24 protein-coding genes are annotated in these 24,368 nt (G+C 40.4%); 2 read left to right on the forward strand and 22 right to left on the reverse strand.

Annotation, left to right across the window (positions count from 1 at the left end; genetic code table 11):
* Nucleotides 1-20 precede the first annotated feature (20 nt).
* From G7B20_RS06580 to G7B20_RS06610, 7 genes are read right to left on the reverse strand one after another with little or no spacing between them, the layout of a single operon-like run.
* On the reverse strand, nt 21-1,328 hold the full coding sequence (locus tag G7B20_RS06580) for a phenylacetate--CoA ligase family protein (protein ID WP_164109474.1): 1,308 nt from the start codon (nt 1,326-1,328) through the stop codon (nt 21-23).
* Nucleotides 1,295-2,959, reverse strand: a complete 1,665-nt coding sequence (locus G7B20_RS06585) for a C45 family autoproteolytic acyltransferase/hydolase (protein WP_164109476.1) — start codon at nt 2,957-2,959, stop codon at nt 1,295-1,297. Before G7B20_RS06585 ends, G7B20_RS06580 begins: the two co-directional genes overlap by 34 nt.
* Nucleotides 2,952-4,472, reverse strand: coding sequence for a phytoene desaturase family protein (locus G7B20_RS06590; protein ID WP_164109479.1), 1,521 nt, complete (start codon nt 4,470-4,472; stop codon nt 2,952-2,954). The genes G7B20_RS06585 and G7B20_RS06590 overlap by 8 nt, the downstream gene beginning before the upstream one ends.
* The gene (locus G7B20_RS06595) at nt 4,459-8,133 is read right to left on the reverse strand and encodes a 1-acyl-sn-glycerol-3-phosphate acyltransferase (protein ID WP_164109481.1); all 3,675 of its coding nucleotides are present in this window, start codon (nt 8,131-8,133) and stop codon (nt 4,459-4,461) included. The genes G7B20_RS06590 and G7B20_RS06595 overlap by 14 nt, the downstream gene beginning before the upstream one ends.
* Nucleotides 8,130-9,317: a DUF2062 domain-containing protein gene (locus tag G7B20_RS06600; RefSeq protein WP_164109483.1), complete on the reverse strand. Its 1,188-nt coding sequence runs from the start codon at nt 9,315-9,317 to the stop codon at nt 8,130-8,132. Before G7B20_RS06600 ends, G7B20_RS06595 begins: the two co-directional genes overlap by 4 nt.
* 8 nt (nt 9,318-9,325) lie before the next feature.
* Nucleotides 9,326-9,817, reverse strand: coding sequence for a hypothetical protein (locus tag G7B20_RS06605; RefSeq protein WP_164109485.1), 492 nt, complete (start codon nt 9,815-9,817; stop codon nt 9,326-9,328).
* Nucleotides 9,818-10,189, reverse strand: coding sequence for a 3-hydroxyacyl-ACP dehydratase (locus G7B20_RS06610; protein ID WP_164109486.1), 372 nt, complete (start codon nt 10,187-10,189; stop codon nt 9,818-9,820).
* 108 nt (nt 10,190-10,297) lie between these two features.
* Between G7B20_RS06610 and G7B20_RS06615 the strand changes: the two genes are divergently transcribed.
* Together G7B20_RS06615 and G7B20_RS06620 are read left to right on the forward strand one after the other, a co-directional pair.
* Nucleotides 10,298-10,660, forward strand: coding sequence for a BlaI/MecI/CopY family transcriptional regulator (locus G7B20_RS06615; protein WP_164109488.1), 363 nt, complete (start codon nt 10,298-10,300; stop codon nt 10,658-10,660).
* A 1-nt stretch (nt 10,661) separates the two neighbouring features.
* A complete protein-coding gene (locus tag G7B20_RS06620; protein ID WP_164109490.1) occupies nt 10,662-12,332 on the forward strand; it encodes a M56 family metallopeptidase in 1,671 nt (556 codons plus the stop codon).
* 78 nt (nt 12,333-12,410) lie between these two features.
* Here G7B20_RS06620 and G7B20_RS06625 read toward each other — a convergent pair whose 3' ends face one another.
* The 15 genes from G7B20_RS06625 to G7B20_RS06695 all read right to left on the reverse strand — a co-directional run bounded on the left by G7B20_RS06625 (nt 12,411) and on the right by G7B20_RS06695 (nt 24,366).
* The gene (locus G7B20_RS06625; RefSeq protein ID WP_164109492.1) at nt 12,411-13,043 is read right to left on the reverse strand and encodes a LolA family protein; all 633 of its coding nucleotides are present in this window, start codon (nt 13,041-13,043) and stop codon (nt 12,411-12,413) included.
* Nucleotides 13,033-13,809, reverse strand: coding sequence for a polysaccharide deacetylase family protein (locus G7B20_RS06630; protein ID WP_164109494.1), 777 nt, complete (start codon nt 13,807-13,809; stop codon nt 13,033-13,035). Before G7B20_RS06630 ends, G7B20_RS06625 begins: the two co-directional genes overlap by 11 nt.
* Nucleotides 13,810-13,858: 49 nt before the next feature.
* Nucleotides 13,859-14,917 (reverse strand): beta-ketoacyl synthase N-terminal-like domain-containing protein, encoded by a 1,059-nt coding sequence (locus G7B20_RS06635; protein ID WP_164109497.1) that lies wholly within the window; start codon nt 14,915-14,917, stop codon nt 13,859-13,861.
* Between the two features lie 173 nt (nt 14,918-15,090).
* On the reverse strand, nt 15,091-16,287 hold the full coding sequence (locus G7B20_RS06640) for a beta-ketoacyl-[acyl-carrier-protein] synthase family protein (RefSeq protein ID WP_164109499.1): 1,197 nt from the start codon (nt 16,285-16,287) through the stop codon (nt 15,091-15,093).
* Between the two features lie 3 nt (nt 16,288-16,290).
* A complete protein-coding gene (locus tag G7B20_RS06645; RefSeq protein ID WP_164109500.1) occupies nt 16,291-16,548 on the reverse strand; it encodes a phosphopantetheine-binding protein in 258 nt (85 codons plus the stop codon).
* A gap of 1 nt (nt 16,549) precedes the next feature.
* Nucleotides 16,550-17,155: a 3-oxoacyl-ACP synthase gene (locus tag G7B20_RS06650; RefSeq protein WP_164109501.1), complete on the reverse strand. Its 606-nt coding sequence runs from the start codon at nt 17,153-17,155 to the stop codon at nt 16,550-16,552.
* Complete coding sequence (locus G7B20_RS06655; RefSeq protein WP_205600183.1) at nt 17,155-18,240, reverse strand: beta-ketoacyl-[acyl-carrier-protein] synthase family protein; 1,086 nt, start codon at nt 18,238-18,240, stop codon at nt 17,155-17,157. The genes G7B20_RS06650 and G7B20_RS06655 overlap by 1 nt, the downstream gene beginning before the upstream one ends.
* Nucleotides 18,241-18,251: 11 nt before the next feature.
* Nucleotides 18,252-18,698 (reverse strand): acyl-CoA thioesterase, encoded by a 447-nt coding sequence (locus G7B20_RS06660; protein WP_164109503.1) that lies wholly within the window; start codon nt 18,696-18,698, stop codon nt 18,252-18,254.
* Nucleotides 18,673-19,941 carry an ABC transporter permease gene (locus tag G7B20_RS06665; protein ID WP_205600184.1) on the reverse strand — a complete coding sequence of 423 codons (1,269 nt, stop codon included), beginning with the start codon at nt 19,939-19,941 and terminating at the stop codon, nt 18,673-18,675. Before G7B20_RS06665 ends, G7B20_RS06660 begins: the two co-directional genes overlap by 26 nt.
* 7 nt (nt 19,942-19,948) lie before the next feature.
* Entirely contained in the window at nt 19,949-20,698 is a 750-nt protein-coding gene (locus G7B20_RS06670) for an ABC transporter ATP-binding protein (protein ID WP_164109506.1), read from the reverse strand.
* Between the two features lie 5 nt (nt 20,699-20,703).
* Nucleotides 20,704-21,705 carry a BtrH N-terminal domain-containing protein gene (locus G7B20_RS06675; protein WP_164109508.1) on the reverse strand — a complete coding sequence of 334 codons (1,002 nt, stop codon included), beginning with the start codon at nt 21,703-21,705 and terminating at the stop codon, nt 20,704-20,706.
* Complete coding sequence (locus G7B20_RS06680) at nt 21,705-22,109, reverse strand: hypothetical protein (protein WP_164109511.1); 405 nt, start codon at nt 22,107-22,109, stop codon at nt 21,705-21,707. Before G7B20_RS06680 ends, G7B20_RS06675 begins: the two co-directional genes overlap by 1 nt.
* A gap of 232 nt (nt 22,110-22,341) precedes the next feature.
* A complete protein-coding gene (locus G7B20_RS06685; protein WP_164109512.1) occupies nt 22,342-22,764 on the reverse strand; it encodes an ABC transporter permease in 423 nt (140 codons plus the stop codon).
* Between the two features lie 40 nt (nt 22,765-22,804).
* Nucleotides 22,805-23,233, reverse strand: a complete 429-nt coding sequence (locus G7B20_RS06690) for a hypothetical protein (protein WP_164109515.1) — start codon at nt 23,231-23,233, stop codon at nt 22,805-22,807.
* On the reverse strand, nt 23,233-24,366 hold the full coding sequence (locus G7B20_RS06695) for a beta-ketoacyl-ACP synthase III (protein ID WP_164109517.1): 1,134 nt from the start codon (nt 24,364-24,366) through the stop codon (nt 23,233-23,235). Before G7B20_RS06695 ends, G7B20_RS06690 begins: the two co-directional genes overlap by 1 nt.
* Nucleotides 24,367-24,368 lie beyond the last annotated feature (2 nt).

Genomic DNA, 24,368 nt, shown 5'->3' on the forward strand with positions numbered 1-24,368 from the left:
TATAGGATATCGCTTATTCCTTAAGACCTATTATCAATAAAAGTAATAGGTTTACGACTTAACGGGTTGAAAACAGATTGCTGCAGATCCTCAAGGCCACACAATTCAATCTTTGGAGCTACGCGGAGTTTTGCCCGAAAATGATCCTTAATCTCATTGATAAACTCTTCCGAATCATTCGCAGATACTAAACGAATAATAATTTCATCTGTACCTATTTCATTATGGAACAATTCAATCTGATGTAACAGTACCTCCGGAAAACCAGCCAACAAATCATGCATCGCAGGAGGGTATAAAGTTGTACCCTTATACTTAACCATATGCTGTTTTCTTCCCTCGACTGGGCCAATTCTATAGGTCTTTCGCCCACAGGCGCAGGGTTCAACGTGTTTTCTTACGATATCCCCCGTTTTGAAACGCAATAAAGGCAATCCCTCCACTCCCAAAGTAGTAACTACCAACTCTCCACTTTCCCCATCCGCAACCGCTTCTCCTTGATCGTCCACAATCTCAGTAATAATCAGATCAGGTTGCACATGCCCCCCCGCAAAATGACCACACTCTGTAAATGCAGCCCCCATTTCCGTCGATGCATAAGTCGAATGCAACTTAATATTCCACTTACTAATAATACGATCCGTAAGAATGGTATTATTTAAGTCCTTGTCACGTAATGCTTCACCAATACAAATCACTGCCTTCACACTACAAGAATTATAATCAATATCATGTTGCTCGGCAAACTCTATCAATTTCAACAAAAAAGAAGGAACAGCTATTAGGTAAGTTGGCTTATATTTCAGTATAGAGTCCCATTGCATTTGAGGTATTCCAGATCCTACTCTGATTACGCCTGCCCCCAACTTTCTCAACCCAAGAAAATATGCAAGTCCAGCCATAAATCGGCGATCGATAGTCGTCATCAATTGTACCCTATCTCCGGATTTTACACCTACAGTCTCAAACGATTGCATCTCATTTGCAGCCAACCGATCTAAATCTCTATCCGTAAGTCCAAAAGTAACAGGTGTCCCCAATGTACCTGAAGTGGTACAATAATCTATAACCTCCTCTTGTGGTACACATAGAAAATCGTCGTTATACAGTTGTAAATCATCCTTACAGGTTGTAGGTAATTTCTGCAAATCTGATAATCCCTTAATCTGGGAAAGATCAATTCCGTGTTTAACAAAAAGGCGCTGATAAAAAGGAGATCTACGCGCCAGATAACTCAACTGCTCCTGCAACAAACTTTCTTGGAAAACTTCAATTGTTTCTATCGAAGAATATGCTATTTCCTTTGCTTTCTGTTCGACTTCTCCCATAATTTTCGTATTTCTTTTTCTGCTTGCACCGTAGGAATTTCCAGCGCTAACGCCGTCGACAACTCAACTACGGCTTTATCATAATCTCCGCTTTTGTACCAGTATTTACCAGCAAGATAATAAACTAACCAAAGATTCGGATTAAGCGATTTAAATTTTTTTATCCTTTCTTCTGGAATTTCTACACCTGAACGTATCGCCAACATAATACTGTCGGATTCACACTTATAATTCTCATAATCCCTATAAGCCGACGATCGCAAAAAAGCATCTTCGCCTATGGTCAACGAATCTATTTGGCGCGATCGTCCTATAGCAGACTTTTCCGCAAAGATTTCATCTAGATTATATGCCGTGAATACCCCCAGCTGATAAGGAGCATTGGACACCCAGACTAATTTATCCTCAGGCTTAAATATCACCGCATGATGAGCCAACAGGTGATTAAGTGACTTATCGTTACCATAACCAATACTCTCGTCCAAGATACCGGAGCGGTTTCGTAATATCATTGCCATTTTTGTAGGGTTTAGCCTATCTTCCCGATTCAGCAATTCCAAAAGTCGATCATACCTATATTTTGAATGACTATTTTGAATATGTGCAAGGTTGCGGTCATCATTAACATAACTATCCGATTGAAAATGATTGGTACAGACAAGCTGATCTCCATTTTCGACTTCAAAAATACCAAATCTCTTAGGCGATATCTCCAGCAATACAGCCTTTTTATCCTTTGCACTGCCAATCATCAAAGATTCCGACACAAAAGACTTTGCCTCTTTAGCAATAGCTGTAGCTTCTTCAATAGTACTTGCCCTTTCCAAAATCTCTCGCGCTACAATAGAAATAGGCTTCTTCGCCGAGAGCGGAACAGAAGATTTCCCCGCATTCATAGTCACCGTAAGTCCTTCCTTATTCATTCCAGAAACAACACCTATCATTCCTGGCCATGAAACTGACATAAACGGGATTCCTCCCTCCGGACGCACAAAGTTTACCACTTTATTCTCCGCAAACGCATCATCCACATAAAAGTCAAAATTTCGACCAATTAAAAGTTTCCCATCTTCTGTCTTATCACCCCACGAGGCCACCGATGAACACCCAACAATAGCCAGATCACGCAAGGCATGCCCTAAATCATGTGCTGCGTGCATAAACAACGTCAAACTAAAATTATCCCCCGCATAAGGATAAGCATCATTTAGATGCGAAGACAGACCATATATTTCATCCAGATAAACCGTAGGTATATAGTCATCCAATCGACGTCCATACCAATGTATAAACTTAGAGACCAAACGCTGTTTAAATCTAGAAGGGACCATATCTTCCAATTTACCCATAAAGACACTCTGTTGATACCTAAATAGATCTTCTGTCAATAATCCCATTCTATTGCCCAGATCATACGCCCCTCCAGATACATAAAGTTCCCAATTACCAGATTTATTCTTCACCAAATAGTCCTGATTACTTAGTATCCGAACAGAATCGCCTTCTTTCAAAAGTCTTACCGTATCCGACTGTTCATGGAACCGATGCGCGTAGCGCTTGGACACCTTATTTGACACACAGGAGCCACAAATTACAGCGATAAATACAAGTTGAAGGATCACCCTATCCATCTGTTGCTTTTTTAATCTTATTCAACAAATAACTTCCTCCTAATATTTCCATACAAGTAGCAACAGCACCAATGGTAACTCCCAATACACCGTGCATTCCTACACTTTGTCCCACAAAATATAGGTTAGGAATTTTGGTTTTAGGTGACACTTGGCTCTGCATCTCATGATTAATGTCTTTCTGCGGGCCGTATAAATTGCCATCGCTTGTACCGATATAATCCCGATAAGATAATGGTGTAGAGGCATAGGTATCCAATACCGCACAAGGCAGCTCTGGCCAATCCAGAGCCAGCTTATCCAATATCTTACTGACTTTCTTCGCCTTAAATTTAGCATAATCTCCACCCCTATCGGATTTCTGAACAACTGTATTCTTAGATAGCTCCCATCTTTTTACTTCTTCAAAACGCATAACGCTTAAACAAGTCAACGTATCTGCAAATCCTGGCGTGTCTTTTCCTTCTGTCATAGACAGCATATACATAGTCGGCCATTGATCCTCATCATAGGCTGCGAGATTCCACAATAGCTCTTTATCCGTATGATAATACATATTTGAGGGAAGGTATGGGATGACACCTTCCTTTAGCACAAAATGTACACTAAAGGAAGATACTGTAAGTGGAAGGTTTTGAATTCTGTCAAAATAAACCGGGCGGAAAAATTCCCGACCGACTTGTTTCAGTGTGGTTTGAGGTTCCACATTTGAAATAAACACATTGGCCTGATATTGCTTTCCTTCCTTTGTCTCCACCATATCGATACGTCCATTCTTATAATAGTAATGTACGACCTCTTGATGCCGTAATGCTACTCCTCCCAAATCTCGAAGTTGCCGTACCAACTGCTTACTAATCTGGCTACCGCCATTTATGCAGCGATACGAACTTTGGATATATGAATTGATTGTCAGTGCGTGAACATAAAACGGAGTCTTATCTGTATCTCCAGCATATAAAAAATTTGCCCCTGCTAACACAGCCCTCAACGTGTTATTCGAGGTCAACTGTTCAAAATAAGTGTATACACTAATTTCGGAAAGGGGATTTTTCTGCTTTGTTCCTTTTTCTAAATTATACAATGGAAAACATTCACAAAAAAGCTGTAAATCTGAAACATAACGCTCCAAAGCGATACGTTCCTCTGGAAAAAACGGGATTAAGTGATTGACAAAATTAGTATATCCTTGCGCCAAAGGATAGGCTACAGATTGATCTCCAAAACGAACCCAATCAAACACCTCTGGCATTGGTGCCAGATTAAGTTTATCCATGATGCCCAAATAGGAAAAATATCGGTACAGGTTCTGCCCTTTTGCCAATCCACCGATATAATGCACACCAGTATCAAAGACCTTCTTCTGTCGGGAGAATGTTTGCAGATTACCTCCAAACTGATTATTCTTCTCTAGCACACAGACCTTCTTACCCTCTTTTGCTAAAAGTACGGCAGCTGTCAATCCCCCTAGACCGCTACCTACTATTACAACATCATATTCACACTCCTGCATACATCTTCCTATAAATATGAATACCATTTTTTACAGACGCCAAAACAAATCCGAACTGCAAGAGAAAATCTAGATTATTCCCACTATTGATATTGACAATACAAGGATAAGCGCTCCAACCATTCCAAGAATAATCTTCAGCAAACAGCAATCTTGAAATTAACAGCAGATCACTGTCCTGATGTACAGCTGTGAATCGCACAGAACGGGAAGACGACCAATAGATGCTTTCAGCAACCCGTCTACATTCCTCTTCACCAATCAATCCGAGGACCTTACGCTTCCCCTGTTGCAAAGAAAGCAAATAGTCAAGTTCTCCGAAAGATGAACTCCAATGCAACCAATCCCCTCCCTGCGGTAGTTGCATATTAAGCTCCCAGAACAATTGCTTCCACTGTTTTAAGGAATCTTTTACAGAGCCAACAATTTCATCCTCTTTATAGAGATACGCCAACTTAATCTTGGCTACAAAATAATCTGCATTTTCAAGAGCAAGCCGTTGGTCTTCAAAACTCGCTTTAAAAGAGGCCGAAATCGACTTCGTCCTTTCCGAATAAGTTTTTCCATAAGTTTCATCAGCTATTGGGATACGCTCACCCACTATCGGACGAAGCTGTCCAGGAAAGATCAACACATCTCCTTTAGGCAACACATCTCCATTACCATGAATATAAACAGGCAGAATATCCAGTTGTAATTGTTCTGCCAAATAAAATGCACCTTTATGAAATCGCTTTATCTGATTGTCGTATGAACGGGTTCCTTCCGGAAACACGACAATAGAATACCCCTGTGCCACTTTCTCTCTCAAAAAGTCCAAGCTTTCCTCGACTCCATTACTTGTCGGATAAAAGCCAAGTACCCGAACAGCCTTTCCGAAAATCGGAGATTTCCAAACCCAATCGTTCACTAAAAAGATCATTTTAGGCACAAGCATGCCCATCGTAAGCGTATCTAAAAAAGAGCTGTGATTACCAATCACCACAGCGGGTCTCTCAAAACCTTCACCATAAAGATTAGTTGTCTTGTTGGTCACCAAAGGATAACCGTACAATACCGATTTCATAAATTTAGAGACAGTATAACGCAAAAATTTATCTTTACGTACCTGATGGACAGGTATTATAGGGAGTATGAGCCTCGCGAAAAACGAAAGTACGATACAGCCCAGCCCATAATAGAGAAAGAATAGTAAAGACCATAGTAAAATAAATAGAGTAAACGGAGATTTTCCACGTCTTGCTCGATCCGTTATAAAGAAACGGAAGATTATAGGGTAAAAAACAAAAGTAATAACGACCGCTGCAAAAACACCGATTAATGATACCGAAGATATCGAAATTAATGCCGGATGTTTAGCAAAGATCAATGCTCCAATCGCCAAAACAGTGGTAAGCACTGCCAATAAAATAGATGTACGAAACACCCGTAGCTCATCCTCGCCCGTACTGTATTGCTTTTGCAACGCCGCAGTCATAAAGATGCTGAAGTCCACACCATGCCCAAATACCAAAGTACATACAATTGCAGAAAAAATATTAAACTCCAGCCCGAATAAACCCATCAACCCTGCTGTCACCAATCCAGTAAGACCGATCGGGATAGAAGCAAGCAACACCAACTCCACTCGTCTAAAAAACAACCAAAGGATTAGAAGTATTGCTAGTGAAGAATACCCAACCAGAGCATTAAAATCATCTCTCAATTTCCCTAAAAAAGTCTCGTTTAGTTGTTTCCGGTCTACCACCACTACTCCAGGTATCTCTTCCAGCTTTTTGATGAGCTGATTTCTATATTTCTCATCTAGCTTAACCAATGATGATACAGTAAAAAAGCCGTTCTTACCAACGACAAAATCCCGTATCCCTGTACTAGGCAATTGTCCAAAATCCGAAAGTTGCATCGGAAAAAATGGCTCCCGTAAAAGTCCAAAAAACTGTTCATAAGCATCTGCAGTAAATCCATATTGCTCGCCTATTGTGCGAAGATTCTCTATGACTAGTTCTTTGTTATGATAATGCCAGAACGAGTTCCACGCCGCTATTTTTGCTTGTTGTACCTGAATAGGATTTAACAATTCACTGACATTCGAAAAGTCCAGTATAAGATCCTTTTCTTTCGCCAGATTAAGGTAAGCCGCAATTTCTTCATTACGCTGCAAGGCCATATCCAAGGTATTCCCAGTTGCCACCACATATAATGATTTTGCGGAAGTGTTCGTCAACTTGTCTAGACGAGTTTCGGTCTCCGCTAGATCAGTCGGCATATAATTTAATCCTGCCAAATCATTATTAAACTGTACTTTGCTACTCGTAAACAAACTAACACCAATAAGTATGACACAAGAAAAAAGCAAGACTTTACTCCGTTCAAAAGGGAATCCGGCTATTTTATCCAGCAGGCTATTATGCTTCAATTCTTCTTTTGGCTTGTAAAGGTGCGGGATAATAAGCAACGTAAATACCGCAGAAGCAACCAAAGTAATCGAAGCAAAAACTCCCAAATCAATCAATGCCGTAGAGTGCACAAAAAGAAGACATAGAAATGCTACAGCATTAGTCGTCCCAGACATCAGCAATGGCTTAGTCAATTCCTTAAACAATACTTTCACATCGGGATTTTTCTTGAAGTGGGTCAAGATATGCAAGGTAAAATCGATTGTAATACCGATTAAAACTGCCCCGATACTGAGTGATATCGCCGAAATAACCGGCTTATATAAATAAAGACAGCCCAATGCGAATACAGCCGCAAAGATAGTTGGAATGAAGACCAATACAGGTATATATAGCATCCTGTAAAACAAAACTAAAAGCACCATCAATACGGACATCGATATCAATATTGTTTTTAAGATATCCTCTTTTATCTGATCCGCATTCGCCACAGCCACCAACGCCGATCCAAAATAAGAAACGGTAACCCGTCCTTCGTAATTCGAATTCCAAGCTCTTTGTAAGCTATAAAGTTCCTCAGCAAAGGCTTTATTCCTTTCCGTCTCAGCTCCTTCATACATAGGACTTAAAAACAGAAGTATCTGGGTGCTGTCTTTGCTCATTATGAAGCCATCATACAGCAAAAAGCTATCTCCTATGCCGATACGTTGTAATTTTTCAAGTCCCATCACGGCCAATCCCAAGGGATCTTTCTGAATAAAATCACCTAAGACAAAACCCGACGGCGACGACAGAGTCTGGTAATTTGAAGACATTCTTTCAGACATCCCCTTCATCGATATACGTACTGCCAGACTATCATAATCCGCATTATCCAGAAAGAAAGGGATATGTTCGTAAACAAAATCATAGGTCTGACCAACAGCAGTATCGTCTAGGCGTCCATTGATCTCCTTGATGTACACACTATCCTGTGCTAAAGTATCAGCTAGATGTTGAGCTGCCATTGCAAGATCTTCGACAGGTGTAGATGGCGTCCGCTCCAACAGCACCGTAATCTTATCCGAGAAATTAATCTGTCGAATCGCTTTGGTTGTTAAGTCTGATTTCTCACTTTTAGGAACGATTTGTGTAATATCTTCTTCAAAGCGCAACTTAGACGCCAGAAATCCGAAAAACAATAAAAACAAAAAGGCTATCACACCGGCTATCGTTTTATTCCGCTGTACCCAACAATAGATATGGTAAAAAATCAAATGCATCATTCTGCTGACACCGATTTATCCTGTCTCATTCGAATCAAAATATAACTTCCAAACCCAACGAGCAGTCCCATTACGGTGGACAGGATCAAAGAACCTACAAGATACTGTATCAAGTGTTGCTGTATTGTCCCAAAGTTGATGGTCTCCAACTCGAACAATTCCTTGGAGTTTGAGGAATGAAGTATTACCCCGCCAACGACCAGCGAGGCGTATATAATCAAAGGAATAAATGGAGGTAAACTTATATTTGAAAAAGCAAAAGCCAAAACTTTGTTAAGTCTAAAGAATACAGATAACGTAATCACTAATGCCGTCTGAAATCCCCAAACTGGAGCTATTCCCATAAACACGCCAAAACCGATTGAAACCGCCATCTTCTCAGGAGAGTCTTCTGAACCAAAAATATTCTCTTTAAGAAACTTATTTAGACTTTTTTTTTTAAATGAATGAAGAAAATTCTTGGGAATAATGTAGAAAAATGTGAGAAAGACAAGCACTGTATTCAAGATACTAATACGCGTAAAATCCTTAAAAGGTCGAAAGTGAGAAACCCGCTCCACCGGATCGTACAATACCTGCACCGGGACATTCTTTACCTCAACACCGTTCCACGCAGATCGCACAATAATCTCAATTTCAAACTCAAACTTACGGCTATAGTATTTCTTCGGAATAGCCTGTAGTGGATACGCTCGATATCCCGACTGCGTATCATCCAACTTAATGCCCGTCTCAAACCAAAACCAAAAATTAGAAAACTTGTTTCCAAAAGATGATTTTTTCGGTACCGAATCCTGTGTCATATTCCGTGATCCAATCAACAGGACTGGATTCTTTGACTTTTCAATCTCGTTAACAAAAATTGCTAGATCACTGGGATAATGCTGTCCATCCGAATCAATAGAAATGGCATACTGATAACCAAGTGCCCTCGCTTTAGACAATCCTGCTCTTAAAGCACACCCCTTTCCTTTATTCCGGTCAAAATCTATCCGTTCAATCTGCGGATAGTCTCTTAATATATCGATGGTCCTATCGGTAGATCCATCATTTACAACGAGTACCTGTTTTGTATAGTGTAAAACGCCCTCCAACACACGACGTAGAGTTTTGTCATTATTATAAGTCGGTATAATAACAATGATGCCCAAACTTTCGAATCGGTGCTGTAAGGTCTCTTCCATGACAAATTTTACGGAGTTAATATACGCAGATCAGTAGCAGTAAAGATTTTTGAACGTGTACTTGCATAACGCCTTACAGCTTCTTTTACTACTTTAGGCTGCGTATCAAAATTAGTCAAAATCATTTGCTTATCCGTATTAATATTTCCTTTATACTTTAGGATTTTAGGCGTATTCTCTTGAATGATCAACCGTACCAAACGGATTTCAATATTATTAGGAGCAGCAGCGACAGCACTTTCGATATCCTTGGCACCATCGATAAACAATTCTTTCTTCATTTTTCTATCCGATACATAGCGCGCCTGCAAAGTGTAAGAGGCTCCCTTATAAGCCAACAATACCGGATCAGTCTTGCTATAGTTCTTAAGCTGGTTATACAATGTCGCCGTAAATTCTTTAGAAGTATCCGACTTTTCAAAATTTGAACGGACCGAAGATAAATCGACCTCAAACCATAACGAGGTTGTCAACAAAAAAGAGATAAAAATATTAACCATCTATTTCACCTTAAATGTACATACCAATTTTAACGCGACCGTATCTTCAAAATAGGTCACATTTTTCACCTTATAATCAGACTCGTCTGAACCCGAAATGTCAATTTCTAATCTTAAATCAGCATTCACCTCGGGATTTATCAAGGCCATAAACTTCACATTGGAAGATTTATACATAAAAAGCTTCTTCTGTAAAATCTGTTCGCTCAATTCCTTTACAATCTGCATCATACACACTCCGGGTGTCACCGGTTGATCTGGAAAATGTCCCTTAAAAATAGTATGATGTTTATTTAAAGCAATTGCAGCGACATATTTATCTCCGCCAAGGTTCTGTAAACTATCTACCGTATAAAAATTCTGTAAAAGCATATATCCTTTTTAGTCTTCAAAGATAAAAGAATTTAAATTTTATTTTGCATTTACGAATTATTTCGTAGATTTGATTACGAAATAATTCGTAGATAAACTTAAGAAGAGATGAAACCCACTGAGAGTGAAATGGAAATCCTACAAGTTCTTTGGAACAAAGGACAATGTAGTGTACGCGAAGTCTTCGAGACCCTAGATAAGAAAGATGTTGGTTATACCACCATCCTCAAACTTATGCAGATTATGCACGAGAAAGAAATGGTGACTCGAGATACTACTTCAAAAACACATATATATACCGCCAATATCAATAAAGAAAAAACACAATATCAATTCTTGAATAAAATGATTGATACCGTATACAATGGTTCGATGTCAAGATTGGTCATGCAGGCCTTAGGTAACCACAAGGCCAGTAAAGAAGAAATAGACTTGATCAAAGATTATTTAAATCAACTAGAAAACAAGTAACATGGAAGCATTGATATCATCTATAAGTACAGCTTTGGGTTGGAGTCTCCTACATTCCTTATGGCAAGGAGCCGCTATATACCTTATTCTGTTTGGGCTGTTCCTCACTATTCCGGAATTAAAAGCAGCCACAAAGCATAACCTTGCTCTAACGGCTCAAATTGCCGTTTTTACAAGTTTTGCTTATACATTTTTTAATCTGTTGGACTATGCGTCTCTATCAAATAGTTACAGTACCATGCCCTTGGACAACAAAACGCTATTCTATATGGACTACTTCCAGGAAGCAGGTCCTACCGTACAGCAATACTTTATTTACATTGTTCCGTTATATCTTCTCGGCATTCTTGCGCAATCTATACTATGCGTCAACAGCTATCTCCGTATTAAAAATTTAAAGCGGCTCTCAACCTTCGCCGTTCCTCTCACATGGCAACAGCGCTTTTATGATGGTATCGTGAGCCTTGGTATAACTAAAAACGTAAAATTATTCTTATCGGAATCTATATATGAACCTTTGGCAATGGGTTTTTTCAAACCGGTCATTATCTTTCCAGTCGCTTATGTAAACAAGATGTCTCTGTCCGAGGTAGAAGCAATCCTACTGCACGAGTTAACACATATCAAACGGAACGACTATCTATTGAATATGATAAACATCGTACTCGAGACCATCTTATTTTTCAATCCTTTTATATGGCTTATGTCAAGACACACGCGTACAGAGCGTGAGCAAGCCTGCGATGACAGTGTCATAAAACTTCTTCCTGAACGTACACTTTACGCGAAAGCTCTCCTTAATGTCGAGTTATTAAAACAGGATGCGAATTCCGTTAGAATGACTCTTGCTGCCACTGGAACGAAACATAAATTATTACATCGAATAAAAAGAATAACTCAAGTAAAAATGGAAACACCATACACCAACATCAAACATCAACTGTTAGCCTCGCTAATGGTGATTTTTACGCTGGTATCCGTCGCATGGGTACAGCCCGAAACAAATGATGTAGCTGAAAGAAAGGCTACATCATTAACAGAGATAACGAATATCACCAATGAACTAGATACAATAGCACATGTTAAACAAGAAATCAATCTCGAACATGTTACTAACCTCTCAGCTCCATGTACAACAAATACCACTACAGGTAAAACAATTGTATCACAACAGGATACAAATAAAATCAATCAGTCATTTCGCGAAAAATTTGAATCCCCACAATGGCAGGCTCACATCCTCAAAATCGAGGAAAATGCCCAAAAAATAGAAGAAAAGTTTAACTCGCCGGAGTGGAAAGCACACGTCGCTAAGATCGAGGAAAATGCCCGAAAAATAGAAGAAAAATTTAACTCGCCGGAGTGGAAGGCACACGTCGCTAAGATCGAGGAAAATGCCCGAAAAATAGAAGAAAAATTTAACTCGCCGGAGTGGAAGGCACACGTCGCTAAGATCGAGGAAAATGCCCGAAAAATAGAAGAAAAATTTAACTCACCGGAGTGGAAGGCACACGTCGCTAAGATCGAGGAAAATGCCAAAAAAATAGAAGAAAAATTTAACTCGCCGGAGTGGAAAGCACACATCGCTAAGATCGAGGAAAATGCCCGAAAAATAGAAGAAAAATTTAACTCGCCGGAGTGGAAAGAAAAATTCAAACAAAACGATCAATAGTAAACATCATTTTGTTTCAGACAACGGTCTTGTAATTAATTCCTATTTACAAGACTGTTCTTTGGTATAACGGGAAGATTACAGATCAAAGACAGAATCAGCCAATGTACTGTTGACTTTATGATTGGTAAACACAAAACGAGTTGAACCATTTGAATTATCCATCAACCTAACCTCTGAGACCTGATTTGTTGATTTATCAAAATGTAAGACCAATTGTTTTATGGACTTCTTAAGCTCCTTGGGCAAAGGGTCTAATTTCAGAATATACTGTTTAGTGGTACGAAAATAAGAAGCCGAAAACTCAGCGTCCTCGTAGATAGCCCCACTCATACTGCCTTGAATCGCTTGACTAATTTTTTCAAACTGCCTATTACGACTTAAATCCATTGCTTTTTTCTTTCCCTTCTCCTCGATGGTCATTTTTTTATTATTGAATACCATTGTGTACGCGGTAGGACTCGTATAGAACCAAGCTAACTTATCTGGGTTTTTGACATAAAACTTACCCGAAGATACCAGCTCCTTTTTTACATACCCCACTTTTTTATATTGTACAAAATCCGCTATTAAGGTTTTTATTTGTACTGTTTTACGCATTACATCCTGAAACTTAGAAACCTCATTCGCTGACATTTTTTGCTCTTGAGCAACGACAATAGTTAAAAAGGAAAGGGATAAAAAAATGAGAAATAAAAATCTAATCTTCATATGCATGCAAATTTAGCAATTCATCTGTAGTTACCGAATGCCAATCACGTTCTTTCATATAGGACAAAACCCGCTGCAAAACCCGTAAAGTCTTTGCAGAAGTATCATGAAATAATACGATATCTCCTGGCTGCAATCTCCCAACAACACGTTCATAGATCTTATCTTCATTAGAGAGGATCGTGTCCAAAGAGCGGATACTCCATCCGATAACCTGATGTTTCGTCTCTTGGACTGCTTTAGCCACGGAAGGATTAGTCACGCCAAAGGGAGGTCGGAAAAGCCGGGTCTTAAGAGGAACTAAGTTATTGATGACGGCATCACAACTATCGATCTCCAAAACCACTTGATCTGCAGTAAGGAACCCGAACGCTTTTGAATGAATCATCGTATGATTACCAATCGTATGCCCCTCCTCCAGGATCCGTTTGAAGATTCGAGGATGTTTATCTATTTGTTTGCCTATACAGAAAAAAGTTGCTTTTGCACCGTAACTCTTTAACAGATCCAAGAACTCCTCCGTAATCGGTGTCGGTCCATCATCAAAGGTTAGTGCCAAGCTATGGCCGTCATGCCTTGCTTTTTTATAAAAAACATCTGTAAAATAACTCTGACGAATATCAAAAGAACCCCAGGTCGTCAATCCGATCCAAATCAAAACCAAAAGAAAACACCAAGACCAAGATATTACAGAAAAGACAGCCAATATCGCGGCTAATATCCCCAAGGATAGCAAAAATGGAACGATATTTTTATGTTTGAACATATTTAGCAATTATCTTATTATGCTATGATCTAGTTGTCCTGTTAACTCCCTAACTTCTTTTCAATAACACTAAGCTATGATCTCCCCCCATATACTGGTTATATAATAAAACGTAATTAAGCGGTATTTGTTTTCCAGCCTTCCAAACAATATTCTCTGGAATACGCTGTTCTTTTAATACATAAGCAGCGGTAGCCATACCGAAGGCTGAAGCGATATCAGAATGTCCATAAAGATGCTTATAGTACAGCTGTACCCGATCTTCGAACAATTGGCCTAACTGCTCAAAATAATAATCATACGCTACATCGCCACTATTACCAAGGACCAAAGCCGAAATAGCGGATCGATCCACTTTATTTATTTCGAGAAAACTATCAATAAAAGTCGCTAGCTCATCCTTGTCCACTCGATTTTTTATGCATACATCTACCACTTCCGCATAGCTGTCTAAGGAGGAGACATTGCTAAGGGCAAAGAAAGTAGCACCTTCACCGTAGTTGACTCCCTTACTCTTCGATGTACGTATTGTTTCCCGCACCTCGTCAGCTTTCACTTCTCCGATCAGCTGTTTAAGGGTAAAGGTATGCCCCGATATTTCATCGATGCCACCAACGAGTATAGTGTGTGCATTTCCTTCCTCACACTGCTCTAAGCTATCTAACAATGCCGACTCAAAGGATACCGCTCCATTTACGTAAGTAAAGTTATAAGCTTTACAGCCCAATCGTAACGCGATCTGTGCACCAACAGTATTATGCGTAGATTGAATGAATGAAGTAGGTGTTAAAAACTCCTCATCATTATCCAACACATTTTTTAGAAACTTTTCTGAATCCTCCAAACACCCTAAGCCCGTACCTGTAATCACGGCATCCAACTCGTTCATACCGGCCTCATCTAAGGCCTGTTGCGCAGCATATATCCCCATCTTAATCCCCTTGGACATACGTCTGATCATGTTGGGCGCAATAAGCTCTTTGTAGGAAGGCTGTTGAGCATAGGCTTTACTCTCGATAATCTCCACAGCCTCATGAAAAAAATCAGACCGCCAGATCCCTTGAGCAGAGACCCCACCGATACCTTGAATAAAGCACTTTTCTTTCATAGGTGTATTACTTATTTTTTAATGGCAACTAACTTGTCCCGATACTTCGGGATGGAATACTCATGGGTGTTTGTACTTCGCTAAACATGAGTATTTCATTTCTCTTTTTATATGATCGAGTTAACCAGTTATCTTGTTGTCGAGTTATCTTGTTATCCAGACAACTTAATTAACTATCTCCCAAAAATTAATGTCGAACAATTACCTCCAAATCCGAAAGAGTTGGACAAGACATACTCAATTTTCTTATGCAATACATCCACTTGCGGGATTAGATCAAACTCTTCCATTGCTGTCTCAAAATTAAGATTTGGGAATACAATTCCTTCTCGAATAGCCAAAACACTATACACCGCTTCTATTGCCGCCGCCGCCGCCAAGGTATGTCCCGTAAATGATTTGGTAGAACTGAATATAGGCACCTCCAAACCAAAAGCCCGCAAAAGTGCCCTGCCCTCGGACAAGTCATTATTGGGTGTAGCCGTTCCATGCACATTGACATAATCGATCTGACTATGGTCTATTCCGCTGATCGTAAAAGCCTTCTGCATAGCTAAAAATGCACCTTCACCATTCTCAGACGAAGCCGTCTGATGGAAAGCATCATTCGCATTACCATAGCCAACAACATGCGCTAATACCGTCTTTTCTTCTTTAGCAATCAACTCTTCCGATTCCAAAACCAGATAAGCTGCTGCTTCTCCCAGATTCAGTCCTTTACGATGCTGATCAAAAGGTTTACAATAGGTATCTGACAAAATCATGAGCGTATTAAAGCCATTCAACGTGAATTTGCTCAAGGCATCAGTACCTCCCACAATAACGCGGTCCAACCGACCACTTTTTATAAGTCTGGCGCCAAGCATAATCGCATTAGCAGCCGAAGAACAAGCCGTGCTGATGGTCGTAACAGTACCTCTAAGCCCCAGATCATCAGCAATATGCTGCGTAGACACACCAGCATCGTGACTACGTATATAATGCTGTAATTCTACGTCCTTCATATAGGCATAGAAATATTTTTCGGTAACATCCATTCCACCAACACTGGTAGAAGATATCAATCCAGTCCGGATAGACGTGTCATACAGATCCAGCCCCGCCTGTTGCACTGCTTGACGGGCAGCCAGAATCCCTAACATCCCCGTTCGGGTCACACTATGTCCTTTTATAAGACCGATACGTTCTTCTAAATCGCTATTGGAAAGCTTAATTTCACCGACCAAGACATTATCCCGATGCCTCGTATCGAAATTATCAATGCGGCTAATTCCACACCGTGATTGAGACAATGCCATTAGGTTCTCTTCCACAGAAAGACCTATGGCCGAAACAACCCCCATTCCGGTAATACCTACACCGCTGGACATCAGCTATTTAGTTCTATTTTTCGAAATAAAATCAGCCATTGTATTGATCGACTCAAATATAGCCTTACCCTGCTTAGGATCACTCAACTTGATTCCGTAACCTTTATCCAACAGAACGATAAGCTCTAAAGCATCGATAGAATCTAATCCCAGACCATCTCCAAACAAGGAGTCATTATCATTGATATCAGATACGGCAATATCTTCTAAATTTAAAACCTCAATGATCTTACCTTTTAGCTCTTCTTTTAATTCTTCCATTTTATATTAAAAATAATTGATCAATTTGTTCTATCGTATGCGGTATTATCCCAGTGCGTTCGACTGTATACATGACCGCCTTATACTCTTCTTCAAATAACTCCACCCAACCACATAACACACGTGATGCCTTTCCGGACAGCAATAGATACGCTGCATAAGCATGCAAACTCTTCACATCATAGCAATCAGATACAAAAAAAGCATTCTCTGCCAGCAAATGATGTCGGATACACAGCTCTCCTACACAAATATTTGCCAATGTATATACAAATATCGCAGGGCTAGGATAATAATTCGATTCCTCCTGAATCGTTGCCCAATGTCGCATATCCGTGTCCAGACTACCGGATCGATTTGCCAAGATAACCGCAGTATCCTGTACACTAGCCCTACCACGCAACAAGTACTCACCCGCTGTGATTGCCAACTTACTCAGATTGTCCATCTTATAAAACTTAGGATAATCGACCTGAATATTTTTCACAGCATCTTTTACAAACGTAGCAAATGAACTAGCTTCACTCGAATACACAACCTCTCCATTGACCGCCACCTGTCGATCAAACACGGTTGTATACGCTGATATGTAAAATGTTTCTGCCACTACACCTTTTTTATAATCATAGCCGTGTTACTACCCCCAAAACCAGATGCCGTCTTCAGGCAACAATTTAAAGCCGTTGAAGAAGAATCTTGAATAATATTCAGGTATTTAGAAGTCCCCAACCGCGTAAAACCCTTTGTCGCAACTAACCTGTTTTCGTACAGGGACTTGGTAGATATTGCCAACTCCAACAAACCAGAAGCCCCCAAAGTGTGACCATAGTAGCCTTTTAAACTATGCGTAGGCACACCTGATAAACCCAAACGATTAAATGCCAAAGCTTCCATCTCATCGTTGTACAGTGTTGCTGTACCGTGTGCCGAGATAAAATCAATACTATCATTTGTAATACCGGCCTCCTTAAAAGCAGCTTCTACACTCCTTACCAGCCCCTCCCCTGTACGTGATGGTCCAGATATATGATTAGCATCATTGATAGCTCCTTCGCCCAGGATCTGTACCAGACTTCCTGCCTGATGACTAGTTACCCAAGCCGCAGCAACAGCTTCTCCCAAAGTCACACCATCACGTTCCGCATCAAACGGATGGCATGGTCCACTACTCATTGCCTGAAAAGACTGAAATCCAGACAGTACAAACTCACTGACCTGATCAGCAGCTAATACCAATATCTCATCGTATTGCCCCATCTGTATCAATCGTTTGGCAACTGATACCGCCAACAATCCCGAAACACAGGCATGAGAAACAACTATAGGTTTGGCGATAAAACCAAATCTATGGGCCAATATCTCACCCATTCGCCCCAATTCAACCTCCTGAATAGATGTAGACCCTAGTTTATCAATATTCCCTTTCGTTGTCGAAAGCACAAAACCAGTCCGTGCTGTAATTATTTTATCCCTTAGCAACGGTGATATAGCCTGTAGGGACAGATTTTCCAGAAAAGATAAAGACAGATCTTCCATTAATGACAGTGGATCAACAAAGCAAGCTACAGGCACACTTTTAAGCATTCCTATATCTACCGTGCGGATGGCACTTTCTCCCTCCATTAAGGCAGACCAATTGCTTTCCAGATCCATTCCTAATGGACTTACACAATTTACTGTCGATATGTACACCGGTTTAAACACTATACTAATCCTACTTTCTTCTTCCAATTCAGAATAAAATCAGGCGTATTCAACGTCAATATACCTTCATTATCCAAAAAGACCTGTGTAGTTTCACCTAGACAAACCAAAGCCCCCTGTGGGTTAAAAATCCGATACTTAAATATCATTTTTGCTGCCGGCGTATCAATAAAGGAAGTTTCTATCCTAAACTTATCCCCGTATCGTAATGGAAGCTTGTGTTCACAAATAGTTTTAACGATAGGCGTTGTATACTCAGCAGCCTGTACCGCAAGGTAATCTATGCCATATTCTCTCCCGAAAGCTTCGCGCCCGTCCTCAAAAAAAGTAATATAATGTCCATGCCATACAATCCCCAACGAATCCACTTCGTTAAATCGAACTTCAGCCCATTTGGATATTGTCAAATGACTCGCCTCGTTATATAGTTCTTTTCTTCTTATCATATAGGACAGCAATCAGCAAGGTAAGTATAAAAAACAAAAGTAATAAAATTAGTTGAGGCAGAATAGCCGTCCAACTCCCCTGTCGGAGCAGAATATCATAAAAACCGTTCAGCGCCCAGTTCATAGGAGAAAGCCTCGAAATAGTCTGCATAATAGCAGGCATGACAAAGACAGGCACCCATACACCACCTATCGCGGCCAAAATAACAACAAATGTAGCTCCAAACGGAGCAGACTGCTCCTGTGTAGTAGCTATTGTCCCCAATAAGATACCGAAACCTATGGCTGCAAGCCCTGCAAAAAGTGCCATGGTAGACAACTGTATAAAATTAGAGCCCACCTCAAAGGAAGGTAAATCTAACAGAGGAAATACATATACCCCAACAACAAGCATCAGGTAAAATTGAATCAGACTAACCAATAAATACGTAAAAGTCTTACCCAAAAGAAACAACGTATAAGGTACCGGGTTCGTTATAAGACGAACCATAGTACCCTGTGACTTTTCTTTCACTATATTGATAGAGAGAGGCACTACAATAAAGAAAATAGCAAATAAAGACCAAGCCGGTACATTATGCTGTACAGCACTAGGTTTTATAGAAATCCCTCCTTCCGTAGGACCAATTTCACGGTATTGAAGAATCTGATCCTCATCAAATACAGCTTCTTCACTGACACCCAGTTCTTCCTGAAATACTTTATAAACCTTGTCTTTTTCAATCGTAGCAATCAATTTATCGATAGAACTTTTTATCGCTGTTTTAAAAGATTCCTGTGTAGCAGGATCAAAATACAAATTAACATCCTTCTTTTGGATCACCACTGCAGCAGCATGCACCGTATCCGAATCGGAATACGAGAACTCTGCCATTACCATGTCCACATTCTGTTTAATATGTAGATTCAAATCTTCACTCAGCTTTGGCGGAAGCACAATAGCCAATTGATAATCTCCTCTAAAGACAGCTTCCTTTGCGGATGCCTCGGACATTGTCTGATCGCCGATTTCCTCTACAATAATAAAATTTCCTGTACTACCTAGTTCTTTTCTAACCGTTTCGGCAATCTCTCCTCCATCATTGTCTACCAGTAGCACCGGGATCCTAGTTCCGGTAATAGAATCGAAGGACCCTTTTTGTACCATAGTAATGGTGATCAACAGAACCATAGGCATCACAAAAAGAATAATAAGTCCACCAATATCTCTAAACTGGAGGATTAATTCCTTGCGAATAGCCATCGACAACTTATATAACATCCCTAAGCCCCCTTCCTGTCAATGCAATAAAAACATCCTCCAAATTTCGTGCTCCCTGAGTCTTATGGATGAGTTCCTGAGGAGCCCCTTGAGCGATGATCTTTCCTCCTTCAATAATGGCAATACGATCACACAGTTCCTGTGCTTCAATAAGATGGTGCGAGGTATAGACCAAGGTCATACCAGATTGATTTCGTTCTTTTAAAAACTCAAGGATTGCATTTTTCGACTGCACGTCCACCCCTACAGTAGGTTCATCCAGAAAAAGCAACTTAGGATCATGTAGAATTCCCGCCAATAGATTGACCCGACGCTTCATACCTCCCGAGAAAGCGCCTATTTTTTTATGTGCAAACTTTGAGAGTCCCATTTCAGCTAAACCCACCTCAACCAATTGGTTTAGATTCTTTCCTTTCAGGCCATACATTGCTCCAAAATAAACCAGGTTTTCCGTAGCCGTCAGTGTAGGGTACAAAGCATACTCTTGCGGCACTACACCAATTAATCGACGGATAGCCATTGCCGACTCTCTATAAGAAAGGCCAGCAATCGTAAAGTTACCTGATGTAGGCTTGAGCAATCCACATAGCATAGAGATTAATGTCGTCTTACCAGCTCCATTGGGGCCCAACAGACCAAATACCTCCCCTTTGGAAATCTGAAGACTAAGATTCTCCACCGAGTAATAATCGGCGTCTTTATATTTCTTAGTAAGGCTATCTATTCGAATGATCTCCATATTATCTAAACAGCTTTTTTCAGCTTCTTAAAAAACGCTTCTTCAAGATCCGCTAAGTGGAGCAACTCCGCAGACAATGTATTATACACATCCCCTTGATTACTTCTCTTTTTATACACACGAGACGCATTAACAGCAAAATCACGCCACAAATCACCAATCGCTGTCATTTCTGTAGATAAATCGAGTAAGGCAGTATTATTGATCTTATGTCCCGCTTCCTGCAAGAAAGCAGAATAAATATAACGGAAACCGCCACCGCCAGTCCCTATCTCCTCCTGCATACGTACCATCTGAGCCAAGTAATAATTAGCTTTGGGCACACCTACCTTTTGGGGCCACTTGGCAATAGCTTTCGCTACTGTACGCATTCCCCTTACCCCGACTATAGGAACAGGAGCCAACATATCATTACAGGCCTTCCGTATCGATTTACGAATAGCCTTGCCCCAATCAATCTTATGCTCAGCAGGCACATAGGTTGGATAATATAAATGTCCTTTCGGAGCCAGCACACCTTTTGCAAAACGCACCCGTTCCAACTCCTTTTCCGTCAATCGATGTACGCCTTCCATAGTAGGATCGCTCACGAGATACTCATCACCTTCCTTACCATAGATAACCAGATTATGCGCATTGAAATGGAACCGATAATCATCCGGAAAATAGGGTAAATGATAGACCCCCACCTGCAATCCCGAAGGGATATTCTGTTTCAGATTCGCATCCAGCTGCTGCTGGGCCTTCACCGGACTTGCAAATTTCTTGCGCTCAATTTTAATCCCCAGACGCTTAGCCATACGGCTAAAGATCCATCCTGGCATAGGACGGTAGCTCAATCCCGGAGCATTACTGACTTTCAAAAAGGGCAGATAAACATAAAATATACCCGCACCTAAACCAAAAACCATAGGCTCAGAGAGATTAAGTCCCTTATCCTTCAATAAGTTTGAAGCCACCCCACTTTCACAATGTGCAGATTGGTGATGTGTAAAATCTAACTGCATTAATCTCCTTTAAAATTCTTTAACTCTACTATTGTGATATCGAATGCATCAGCATACTTCTGTAACCGATCATCACTCAATTTATTAAATACCGTTGGTCGGAAATGACGCTTAATACGCCATTGCCAAAAGCCTGTATATCCCGACAGGACACCTACATCCATTCTCGTCAATAACATATAATAATAGACAGGGCTCCGCTTTCCGGCCTTTACATCCGCTTTAGCCTGATCGATTTCAGCCTGTAGAACTTTCATCGTATGATCTTGTACGATATTCTTCGCTTCCCATCCTGTACTCAAAGCGGTGGTATATTCACCATCCTCATCTACTGCATAATACATTTCTCGAGAGCCTTTTTGCACAATCCGGCCACTATCCTGAGGTACTTCTGACTTTTTCATATGTATATAATTTGATTTTCAGTTGCCATATGGAATATCCAAACTATATTCATTCGTGTTTATGCGGCCGGTACTACATGGATATTTCATATGTATATAATTATTTCATGAGTTCGAAAGCTCGGTTTGATTTTCAGTTGCCATTAACTTGTCCCGAGCTGTCGAGATGGAATATCCCAACTATGGTCATTCGTATTTGTGTTGCCATTATTATCTGGATATTTCATGGATATTAAGATTTACGTTCTTGTAAAAACAAATTGATATCAGCCTCTGCAACCTTCATATCGAGAACCTCCGCAATGACCGACATCGTACAAATAGTGTATCCTGCACCTTCAAACTGCGAGACCAGACTTGCCTTTGTACGAATACATGCCCCTTGTCGAGGCAGCTGCTCGATACAAACACTTTTAATAGCAGAAATAAACCCAATCACACGCTCATCGACTTCAGGATTATAGTCTTCCGAATAGTAGTTCTGCCCAACAATAGAGGAGCAGGTTTGAGCCATATGTTCAATCAAACCGACTTCCTGTAACACATTCTCTTCCAGAAACACACAGTCAGACTCAATCGTATATTCACAAATGACATGACCTTGACTGATCTCCACAATATAATCAACCATCAACATAGGGTCCCTATGTGGCAAAAACTCATGAATTGGTATTCTGATAGATTCTGTTGCCATATTAAGACGTTGAAGCAATGACCGTTTTCATCTGTGCAGAGCTTATGCATTCCTCTGCTACGTATGTTTCTATATGGACCAAGGTGACTCCCATAAACTCCTGTACAATCTCCACCCGACTAGTCAACACCTCGCCTACTGATGGTAATCTGTATACCTCGGCTTTCTGAATAGAACCGATATATCCAGTAGGTGCCTGCTCGCCACGGATATAATAACCGTATCCCGTGTGCGCTGCCACCGATTGCGCCATATGCTCCAATAGCCCACTCTCCTGCATTTGATCTCCAAGTAAAAAAATATTATCCGTCTTTATTTCAAAATCGACAACAACAGTCTCTAACTTATATGCAAGCAACCTACCGATCTGGACCATAGGAAACCGCTGTGGAATTAATTTTAAAATATCTTCTCCCTGTATCGGAACCATTAGCAAACAGTTAAATAGGCGTAAGAATAGGTAAAACGTGCGCTTTCTGGCACACACAACAAAATACGTTGTCCTTTTAGCAACTGTCCTGAATGCACTAATTCTTCTAACATCAGGTATACCGAACCCGCCCCCACATTACCGACCGAGCGTAGATTCATAAACCACTTGTCCCTCGTAATCTCTATTCCTGCTTTTGCAAAGCGATCGTATAGACCATCCACAAAATAATGTGATGACACATGTGGCAATAGATAATCGACATCTTCGGGACCAATACCGTGCTTATGCATAGCAGATTTCATGCTTTCTACCCCTTTGTCCAAAATATATTTATCCAGTAGTTTCGTATCCTGCTTGACTGCAAAAACAGACTGATTCAGCCATTCTACAGAAGGATAATCACTAAACGGCTTCAATGTTCCCTCTGGAAGCTTATCAGCTCCAGCATACATACACACGTCCAGTTCGTGGGCATACGAATAACCTTCTATCCACTCTATACGTAACGACAGTGGCCCTCTAGGTTGATTTTCCAAAAGCATAGCCCCTGCACCATCCGAAAGCATCCAGCGTAAAAAATCTTTATTAAAAGCAATAATTGGCTGCTGTTCTAGTTCCTGAAGGCTTTCAACTTCCTTATTGTAATGATCTGCCAACATCCAGGAAGACATCCGTTCGGAACCTGTACATACCGCATTCACCGTATTTCCAGCCCTTACCGATAAATAACCAAACTTTAGCGCATTCATCCCCGCACAACAATTGCCCGAAGCGGAGTTAACTTCCGATTGCCCACTCTTCAATTCTCCATGAACCATAACAGCGTGCGAAGGCATTAAATAATCGGGAGATGATGTACCACAAGAAATCAGTTGAATGTCCGAAGCTTTAAAATCCTCATCCAACAGATTACGGATAGCATTTGCAGTAAGCAATACATTTGTATGCGTAGGCACACCTTCTCTTGTAAGCGCATAATACCGGGTCTGGATACCATTATTACGTAAGACAATACGCTTAGCCTTAGATTCCCTATCGTTAATTTTACCGAGGTATATCTCCATATCCTCATTAACAATGGGCTCATTGGGTAAAAATTTACTTACACGATTTATAAAAACTTCATTCATCT

The sequence above is a fragment of the Sphingobacterium sp. xlx-96 genome, from assembly GCF_011007365.1.
Taxonomy (GTDB): Bacteria; Bacteroidota; Bacteroidia; order Sphingobacteriales; family Sphingobacteriaceae; genus Sphingobacterium; species Sphingobacterium luzhongxinii.